The organism is Pseudomonas sp. ICMP 10191 (genome assembly GCF_001467335.1).
Taxonomy (GTDB): Bacteria; Pseudomonadota; Gammaproteobacteria; order Pseudomonadales; family Pseudomonadaceae; genus Aquipseudomonas; species Aquipseudomonas cerasi.
On the sequence record NZ_LKGW01000102.1, the window covers coordinates 350,909 to 359,768 of the forward strand.

Here is an 8,860-nt window from a genome sequence, read left to right on the forward strand (position 1 = left end):
ATGTCTCCTCGAAAAGATCAGTTCATCGCGTCAGGCTGAGTTCGCCCGGCGCGCCATTCAGAGTGCGACCACGGCGGCAGGTGGCGTACATCACCACCAGCGTCAGCGCATAAGGTGCTGCGGCAAACAGGTAGTAGCCGGTGCTGATACCGACCGCTTGCAGGGCCGGGCCGATGGCACCGGCAGCGCCGAACAGCAACGACGCCCACAGACACGCCAACGGGCGCCAGCGGGCAAATATCACCAGCGCCACGGCCATCAGTCCCTGACCGCTGGACAGCCCTTCGTTCCAGCTGCCTGGGTAGTAGAGCGACAGATAGGCACCGCCGATACCGGCCAGCCCACCACCCACCGCAGTGGCCACAATGCGTACCTTGAGCGGTCGATAGCCCAGCGCCTGAGCGGTTTCAGCGTGGTCGCCGACCAGACGCAGCATCAGCCCCCAGCGCGTGGTGCGCAGCCCCCAGTGCAGAACGAACGCCAGGGCTGCACCGACGAAGAACAGCACATTGATGTTCAGCGCCGAGCGCACGCGTTCTTCGCTGCTCCAGGCTCCCAGCGCCAGTGAAGGCAGCATGGGCGCCTGTGGCTGGATAAAGGCTTTGCCGAGAAAGAACGCCAGGCCGGTGCCGAGCAGAATCAGCGCGATGCCGAACGCGATGTCGTTGACCCTTGGCAACGAGCACGCCAGCCCATGCAGCAGGCCCAGCAGAATGCCGACCCCTGCAGCCGCGCCCACCCCCAGCCACGCCGATCCGCTCAGGCACGCGACGGCATATCCGGACATGGCGCCAGCCACCAGAATGCCCTCCAGCCCCAGGTTGATCCGGCCGCTCTTCTCGGTCAGGCATTCGCCCAGGCTGACGAACAGAAAAGGTGTGCCGACGCGGATAGCGCCGGCCAGCAGGGCGAGGAGAAAGGTAGTCAGGTCGATATCAGCCATGTTGCAGTGCTCCCTTGTCGAGCGGCGCAGGCACCGCCGTCAGCCTGATCTTCCAGGCGGCGATACGCCCACCCAGGGCTTCCCAGAGCAGCAGATTGGTGAACAGCAGACCTTCAAGAATCAGCGTGGTGGCGTCCGGCAGACCGAGTCGTCGTTGCAGCAGTCCGCCACTGGCCTCCAGCCCGCCAAGCAGGATGGCGCAGACGATAATTGCCAGCGGATGATGGCGAGCGGCGAAAGCCACGAGGATGCCGCTGGTGCCATAGCCTGCGATCAGCGCGGCGTTGGCGCTGCCTTGCACTGCGGTGACCTCGAACATGCCGGCCAGACCCGCCGCCGCACCGCCCAGCAGGCAACTGAGCATGATCAGCCGGTCCACGGGCAAGCCGATCATCAGCGCGGTACGCACGTTGCCGCCGACCACGGCGAGGGCAAACCCCTTGACGCTGTGGCGCACCAGCACATACGCCAGCAGGCAGGCGACGACGCCCGCCACCAGTCCCCAGTGCACCTCGAAACTGTCGCTGATCGTGCCGATCATGTAGGCATCGTCCAGCGGCGGCGTCGAAGGCTTGTTCAGGCTTGCCGGGTCGCGCAGGGGGCCTTCCACCAACTGCCGGAACAGTGCCAGGGCGATGTACGAAAGCAGCAGGCTGCTGATCGTTTCATTGACCCCGCGACGCTGGCGCATCCAGCCACTCAGACCGATCCACAGTGCGCCCACGGTCATTGCCGCGACGGCCATGCAGGCAAGCATCAAACCGGCTGGCAGATGGCTGAGCCACAAGGGTGTCACGACGGCAGCCAGGCCGCCCAGTACCAGCGCACCTTCACCGCCGATGATGATCAGCCCGGCTCGCGCGGGCAGGGCGACGCACAGCGCGGTCAGCATTAGAGGCGCGGCGCGTTGCAAGGTGTTTTCCAGGGCGAACCACGAGCCGAACGCGCCTTCGCCGACCAAGTGCAGCGCCTGCCAGGCAGGCTTGCCCTGAACCGCCAGAAACAGCCCGAACAGCACGCACGAGGAAAACACCGCCAGCACTGTAGGCAACCCTGGCAACAGCGCGCTGGCCAGGCGGCGCAGACTTATCGATGAACTCATGAACGTTCCTCAGATCTGGCCAAGCACGCCTTCGACCAGGTAATTCATGCTCTCCAGCGCAATATCGGTCTGGCCTTGTGCAACACCATCGGCAATCACCACGTTGCCCTTGTTGTCCTTGAGCGGGCCTTTGAAAATCACGAACTGACCGGCCATCATCTGCGCCTTGATGGCATCCGCTTTCTGTTTGGCGTCGGCTGTTACCGCAGGCCCGTAGGCGGACGTTTTGACGAAGCCTTCCTTCAGCCCGCCGCGCAGGAAGTTGATCATCGGCGCGCCGCTCTGGGCTGCCGCGACGTGAGCACGATAAGGCGTCTCCCAGTTCCATTCGGCACCGGTCAGGTAGCCCTTGGGCGCCAGCGCAGCCTGGCTGGCGTGGTAGCCACAGGTCATCACACCGCGTTTTTCAGCTGTCTCGACAATCACCTTGGGCCCGTCGACATGGCAGGTCAGCACGTCACAACCCTGGTCGATCAGGCCGTTGGCAGCTTCTGCTTCCTTGACTGGCAGCGACCAGTCACCGGTGAAGATCACCGTGGTGACGATGCTCGGGTCGACCGAGCGGGCTCCCATGGCGAACGCGTTCAGGTTGCGCAGCACTTGCGGCACAGGTTTGGCGGCGACGAAACCGAGCTTTTTGCTCTTGCTCATGTGCCCGGCGATCACGCCGTTGAGGTATTGCGCTTCGTCGATGTACCCGAAAAAGCTACCCGCGTTCATCGGGTCGCGACCTTTCTGCCAGAGACCGCCGCAGTGCGCGAAACGGACGTCCGGGTACTTTTTGGCGACCTTGACCACGTGCGGTTCGAAATAGCCGAACGAGGTCGGGAAAATCAATGTGGCGCCGTCCTGACGGATCATGGCTTCCATGGTCTTCTGTACGGCCACGGTTTCCGGAACGTTTTCTTCCTCGATCACTTTGACGTTGGGCAGCGTCTTGATGATGGCCGCTGCCTGAGCGTGGGCCTGGTTGTAACCAAAGTCGTCGCGAGCGCCGACGTAGATAAAACCCACTACCAACGGCGCATCGGCTGAATAGGCGCGACCGAAAGGCAGCGCTGCGCTCAGGCCGATAATGCCCGCTAACTTGATGAAACTGCGACGATCAACATTCGACATGTGTGCTACCTCAGGTCATTGAGCGATGGAAGATGTGCGCGCGGCGCGGTAGGCGCGCCAGCCTTTGTAATCGGTGATGTCCAACGCGCCTTCAAGGCCGCCAGGCTCACAGATGAAACCCTTGACCCACTGGCCGTCGGCCAATTGCAGCGAGCCGATGCCCAGTGGTGCGGGAATGGCCGCGACGAAGGCGCCGAACTGGCTCAGCGGCATTCCCCAGACTTCTATCTCGATGCTCGCGCCCTGTTCAGCGACGCGCACCAGTCCCGGTTTCGGCGGTGTCGTTGCTGCCAGCGCATACAGGCGGTAATCCGCGCTGGTGGTTGTGGTGCGCAGCAGGCGCGCGCCACCTTCGAGCAATTGCCAGTTGAGTGGCTGGCCAACGAGGTGTGCACCGACCACTGCAACCTGCACGGTCGGGCTGTTATAGGGCAGGGGAGCCATCGCCACGGCGTCACGCTGGTCAGCCTGGCCGAACAGCGGCTGCCAGGCAGCGGCGATCTCCGCCAGGCGCTGATCGGCACCGGCCGGGCCAATCAGCGTGATGCCCGCAGGCAGTCCGTCCGCGCGGCGATCTGCCGGGATGGCGATGGCGCACATGTTCATCAGGTTGACGAAGTTGGTGTAATAGCCAAGCTGTGAGTTGAGCTCGACCGGATTGCCGAGCACCGCTTCGATGGTCGGCATGCACGGCGCGGTCGGCACCACCAGCACGTCGATGTCGGTCAGCAACTGCTGCGCAGCGCGGGTCAGTTCTGCCAGGCGATAGCGGGCGTTGAACGTGTCCACGGCGTCGAATGAATCCGCGCTCTGCACAATGCCGCGCACCACGGGATGAATGTCGGCCGCGTTGCTGGCGAAGAATTCGCCGATGGCAGCGCGGCGCTCCGCCACCCACGGGCCCTGGTACAGCAGGGCAGCCGCCTCGGCGAACACGTCGAACTCGATAGCGCTGACCGTCACCAGCGGGTCGTTTTGCAGGCCTTCCAGAGTTTTGAGGTAAGCCGCCTTTGCCTGCTCGTCACCGAAAAACTCGCAGTGCCGCGCGACGGCGACACGCCGAACCCTGCGCTGTACCGGCAATGCCTGCACGGCCGCACTGGACGCATCCAGCGGGTCGTAAGCTGCAATGACCTGCGCCACCTGCCAGGCTTGCATCACATCGTTGGCAAAGATGGATGGGCAGTCCAGCGTGCGGCAGGCAGGTACGACCCCGCGGCTGCTGAACAGACCAAGGCTGGGCTTGAGGCCGACGATGCCGTTGAAGCCGGCTGGCACGCGGCCTGAACCTGCGGTGTCCGTGCCCAGTGCAAAACTGACGTAGCCACGCGCTACCGCCACTGCCGAGCCGGAACTCGAACCGCCGCTGACGTAGGCCGGATCATGCGCATTGCGCACTGCGCCGTAGGGTGAACGGACGCCCACCAGGCCAGTGGCGAATTGATCGAGATTGGTCTTGCCCATCAGGATCGCGCCGCTGTCGAGCAGCAGTTGCACAACGTGAGCACTGTCCTCGGGCACGTAGGCGTACGCCGGGCAGGCAGCCGTGGTGGGCATCTGCGCTACGTCGAAATTGTCCTTGACCGCAAAGGGCACGCCGAACAGCGGCAACCGGTCATACAGCGCATCGCCCAGTTGTTCGGCGATACTCTCCAGCGCCTGTGCCCGCTCGACAAGCTGTGCCAGCGGGACGCGATGAATCCAGACCTCTGCCCGGTCATCCGCATCAATGTGCGCGGTCAGGTTCTGCACCAGTGTCGTCAGCGTGGTTTCGCCCGAGCGGAGCGCCGACTGAAGTTCAGGGATATCGAGTGCGGTCATGGTGGTGTTCATTCATGTATACAAGATGAGCTGACGCGTTTGCACGTTACAGGCCAAGGTCAGCCGGAGGGCGATTTACGGTGGGGTTACTGGCTATTGGCGGGGCGTTGCGCTGCAGTCATGCGTCATGTTTGCGCTTGAATGTGTCTGCGTGCACAAAGATAGGTCATGTCAGCCGCAGGGCGAATGTAGCGCCGCGCGGCTGACATCAATGCAGGGTTCTCAGCTCTCGCAGAACCTGAGCCGGTTACCGAACGGGTCGCAGACTTCCAGTGTCTTTCCCCAGCCTTGCTGAACGATGTCCGGGCGGGCGTAGCCATACTGCTTGCCGATCAGTTCATCGCGCAATTGCTCGATGTTCTGCGTCGGGATGAACACCGCCGCACCTGGACAGGCATCACCGTGATGTTCGGAAAGGTGCAGGTTCAGCCCATTACGGCTGATGCCCAGATACAACGGCAGATCCGCTTCGAAGCGGTGCTCGAATTCAATGCTGAAACCGAGAAAGTCGATGTAAAACTCACGCGCCTTGCGTTCATCGAATATCCGCAGGATCGGGATGGCACTGGTGAAGGTCACGGTGGCTGGCTCGGTCGTGGGCATCGCTATTCCTTTAGTTGAGGTTCAGTGGACAGGCGCCCATTACAGCTCTTTCTTCAAATGTTTTTCGATTTGCTCCAGTGACTTGCCCTTGGTTTCCGGCAGGCACAGGAACACGAAAATCAACGAGCCAATGTTGATGGCGGCGAAGATGAAGAACGTCGGGTTGCCGATGGTATCGACCGCAATCGGGAATGTGAACGCTACCGATGCGTTGAACAGCCACTGCATCGATACCGCCGTGCCGGTCAGCAAGCCGCGTACCTGCATGGGGAACAGTTCTGACATCAGCAGCCAGTAAACCGGCGAGATGCACATCTGCATGAACAGCAGAAACACCAGAATGCAGGCGAGGGCGGTGTAGCTCTGGGTCATGTTCTGCGGCATGAACTGCAACACGCAACCGAGCGCTGCCTGCATCAGAATGACGATGACCAGACCGGTCATCAGCAAATGCCGGCGCCCGTAGCGGCCGATGGCCCAGATGCCCAGCAAGGTCGCGATGACTGATACCACACCGTTGCCGATCGTCGCGGTCAACGCAGCGTTAGTGCCCATCCCGGTGTTCTTGAGAATGATCGGCGTGTAGTACATAAACGCGTTCACCCCCGTGAACTGCGCGGTGAAGCCCAGCCCTACACCGATCAGCAACAACTTGATGACCCAGCGCTGACGCAGCAATTCTCTTGCTTTCGGGCGATGGCGAGCTTCTTCGTCCTGCGCCTTCATCTCGTCGACTTCACGCTGCGCGTCCTGTTTGCTGGGGCGCAGTTGCTCCAGCACGTCCTGCGCTTCGTCGAAACGGCCTTTGGAGGCCAGCCAGCGCGGCGACGCAGGTACGAAGAACGTACCAACCAGCAGCAACACCCCTGGCACCATGGCGACGGCCAACATGTAACGCCAGATCCCCGGCGTATGCAGCAAGGCCGCCATGACCGCACTCAGCACATAGGCGAGCAGCTGGCCGCTGACGATCATCAGTTCGTTACGGCTGACCAGCCGCGCACGCCGTGACGGACCTGCGATCTCGGCGATGAACACCGGCACTGTTGCAGAGCCGCCGCCCACTGCGATACCCAGCAGGAAGCGCGCTGCGATCATGAACGGAATGGACGGCGCAATAGCAGTGCCCAGTGCGCCCGCAATAAAGAGCACTGACAGCAGGCGTAAGGTGAGGCGGCGTCCGAAGCGGTCGGAGATATAACCACTGGCAAGCGAGCCGAACGCGGCGCCGACAATCAGTGACGCGGTGACCATCCCTTCGCTGTAAGCATCCAGACCCAGCCCGCCCTGATCGGCGGGCAGTGTCATGAACGGCAGGGCACCGGCGATGATGCCAGTGTCATACCCGAACGCCAGTGCGCCCATGGTCGCCACAAGCACAGAGATAAAGATGAGTCGATTCGATGAAGCGCGTTGCCGGCCTTGCTGACCCGCCGCTGCTGAGGTGCTACTTGAAGACATGAATCTGAAGTCCTTGGCTTGAAACCAGCGTTGCGCCAGTACATGGATGTCACGCTTAGGGCGGTGTCGGCCGTGCTAGTTCCCTACAAACCTGCTCAGGATTGTTTTCCTGGCGAAAGCCTTGAGCTTGAGGCTGCTGAAACGATTAACTTTTCCTTGTCATAAACGCCCCTGTTTCCCCCTTTCGCTGTCAATGAAATTCAGTTTTTTTGACTGGTAAAAAATGCTGTTCATTGATTTCCAAGCAGTTTTTATCTGGCACATGCGCTGCTGTCATTACTCACTCTCTGCGCCGCTCATAAGCGCTACAGTAAGACAGCAGAGGTGTGCGGCCTTTTCAACGAGGCTGCGTCGGTATCTTTTGAAAAAGAGGGCGCAACATGAACCTGGCCGAGCAGTACCGTGCCTACATCGCCTGTCTCAACGAGCGTCGCTGGCAGGACCTGGGCAATTTCGTCGACGACGGTGTGCACTACAACGGCGAGCGGATCAGTCTGGCCGGTTACCGGGCGATGCTGGAAAACGACGTCAGGATCATTCCCGACCTGCGTTTCAATATCGACCTGCTGGTGGTCGAAGCGCCACAGATTGCCGCCCGTCTGCTCTTCAACTGCTCGCCGCAAGGGCGTTTTCTCGGGCTGGAGGCGCCTGGCCAACGCATTACCTTCAGCGAAAACGTGTTCTATACCTTTGCTGACGGCAAGATCATCGGCGTCTGGTCGGTCATTGATAAAGCGGCAGTGGAGCGCGAGCTTCGTGGCGAAGCGGCGGGCGCCTCGAGTGACAGAAGCACCTGAATGAATTCGTTACGTTCATCGAAGTAAAATCATTTCACGGCACTCCCGGGTGGTAGCGCAGTCTTTTTTAGACACTCTCACCCGGCGGAGCCTCACATGATCACTGTCCATCACCTGAACAACTCACGTTCGCAGCGTATTCTGTGGCTGCTCGAAGAGCTCGACCTGCCCTACGAGATCAAACGTTATCAGCGCGACCCGAAAACCAACCTTGCGCCACCCGAGCTCAAGGCCGTGCATCCGCTGGGCAAATCACCTGTCATCGAAGATGGCCCGCATGTCGTCATCGAGTCCGGTGCCATTGTCGACTACCTGATTCGCCGTCATGGCGACGGTCGTCTGCAGCCGGACCCGGCCAGCGCTACCTACGACGAATACGTGCAATGGCTGCACTTCGCTGAAGGCTCGGCGATTCTGCCGCTGATGCTCAACCTGTACGTCGGGCGCCTGGGTGACGCAGGTGCGCCGCTGCATCCGCGTATCCAGTCGGAACTGGCCAACTACCTGGGCTATCTGAACGAGGCTCTGGGGCTGACGCCGTATCTGCTTGGCGACGAGCTGAGTGGTGCTGACATTCAGATGAGCTTCATCGGCGAGTTCGCCAAGGCTCAGGGAATGCTGCAGCCGTACCCGAACGTGACCGCGTGGGTTGAAAGGCTGCAGGGCAGACCTGCGTACCGCAAGGCTTTGGAGCAGGGCGGGGAATATTCCTTTGCCAAGTAACCGCCGTGCCTGAAGCGCTTGCGCGGCATGATACTCGGGCTGATCGTTCCTCACGCTTCAGCGTGTAGATGCAGTTCTCGACGCTCTGCGTCGCAAGAGGACGCGGAGCGTCCAGAAAGGCATACGACGCAGAGCGTCGTACGATAGTTGCGATGATCGTTCCTCACGCTTCAGCGTGTAGATGCAGTTCTAGATGCTCTGCGTCGCAAGAGGACGCGGAGCGTCCAGAAAGGCATACGACGCAGAGCGTCGTACGATAGTTGCGATGATCGTTCCGCACGCTCCAGCGTG

At 61.3% G+C, this 8,860-nt stretch carries 8 protein-coding genes; 2 read left to right on the plus strand and 6 right to left on the minus strand.

Annotated elements, in window-relative coordinates:
* Window positions 1-22: 22 nt before the first annotated feature.
* The 6 genes from AO388_RS10515 to AO388_RS10540 all read right to left on the minus strand — a co-directional run bounded on the left by AO388_RS10515 (window position 23) and on the right by AO388_RS10540 (window position 7,049).
* Window positions 23-943: an ABC transporter permease gene (locus AO388_RS10515; protein WP_004406591.1), complete on the minus strand. Its 921-nt coding sequence runs from the start codon at window positions 941-943 to the stop codon at window positions 23-25.
* Complete coding sequence (locus AO388_RS10520) at window positions 936-2,045, minus strand: ABC transporter permease (protein ID WP_058416413.1); 1,110 nt, start codon at window positions 2,043-2,045, stop codon at window positions 936-938. Before AO388_RS10520 ends, AO388_RS10515 begins: the two co-directional genes overlap by 8 nt.
* A 9-nt stretch (window positions 2,046-2,054) precedes the next feature.
* Entirely contained in the window at window positions 2,055-3,164 is a 1,110-nt protein-coding gene (locus AO388_RS10525; protein ID WP_003433508.1) for a BMP family ABC transporter substrate-binding protein, read from the minus strand.
* A 15-nt stretch (window positions 3,165-3,179) separates the two neighbouring features.
* Window positions 3,180-4,985 (minus strand): allophanate hydrolase, encoded by a 1,806-nt coding sequence (atzF, locus tag AO388_RS10530; protein WP_058416414.1) that lies wholly within the window; start codon window positions 4,983-4,985, stop codon window positions 3,180-3,182.
* A gap of 222 nt (window positions 4,986-5,207) precedes the next feature.
* Window positions 5,208-5,588, minus strand: coding sequence for a glyoxalase superfamily protein (locus AO388_RS10535; RefSeq protein ID WP_054080705.1), 381 nt, complete (start codon window positions 5,586-5,588; stop codon window positions 5,208-5,210).
* Between the two features lie 39 nt (window positions 5,589-5,627).
* Window positions 5,628-7,049: a sugar porter family MFS transporter gene (locus tag AO388_RS10540; RefSeq protein WP_032609497.1), complete on the minus strand. Its 1,422-nt coding sequence runs from the start codon at window positions 7,047-7,049 to the stop codon at window positions 5,628-5,630.
* A 380-nt stretch (window positions 7,050-7,429) separates the two neighbouring features.
* On the opposite strand from AO388_RS10540, the gene AO388_RS10545 reads away from it, so the two are divergent.
* Window positions 7,430-7,846, plus strand: a complete 417-nt coding sequence (locus AO388_RS10545) for an ester cyclase (RefSeq protein WP_058416415.1) — start codon at window positions 7,430-7,432, stop codon at window positions 7,844-7,846.
* Window positions 7,847-7,942: 96 nt separating this feature from the next.
* A complete protein-coding gene (locus AO388_RS10550) occupies window positions 7,943-8,569 on the plus strand; it encodes a glutathione S-transferase family protein (protein WP_003339874.1) in 627 nt (208 codons plus the stop codon).
* The last annotated feature ends 291 nt before the right edge of the window (window positions 8,570-8,860 follow it).

Bases quoted from the DNA above. Each gene is read 5' to 3' on its own strand.
- AO388_RS10515 (WP_004406591.1), bottom strand. From the start codon at position 943: ATGGCTGATATCGACCTGACTACCTTTCTCCTCGCCCTGCTGGCCGGC.
- AO388_RS10520 (WP_058416413.1), bottom strand. From the start codon at position 2,045: ATGAGTTCATCGATAAGTCTGCGCCGCCTGGCCAGCGCGCTGTTGCCA.
- AO388_RS10525 (WP_003433508.1), bottom strand. From the start codon at position 3,164: ATGTCGAATGTTGATCGTCGCAGTTTCATCAAGTTAGCGGGCATTATC.
- atzF (WP_058416414.1), bottom strand. From the start codon at position 4,985: ATGACCGCACTCGATATCCCTGAACTTCAGTCGGCGCTCCGCTCGGGC.
- AO388_RS10535 (WP_054080705.1), bottom strand. From the start codon at position 5,588: ATGCCCACGACCGAGCCAGCCACCGTGACCTTCACCAGTGCCATCCCG.
- AO388_RS10540 (WP_032609497.1), bottom strand. From the start codon at position 7,049: ATGTCTTCAAGTAGCACCTCAGCAGCGGCGGGTCAGCAAGGCCGGCAA.
- AO388_RS10545 (WP_058416415.1), top strand. From the start codon at position 7,430: ATGAACCTGGCCGAGCAGTACCGTGCCTACATCGCCTGTCTCAACGAG.
- AO388_RS10550 (WP_003339874.1), top strand. From the start codon at position 7,943: ATGATCACTGTCCATCACCTGAACAACTCACGTTCGCAGCGTATTCTG.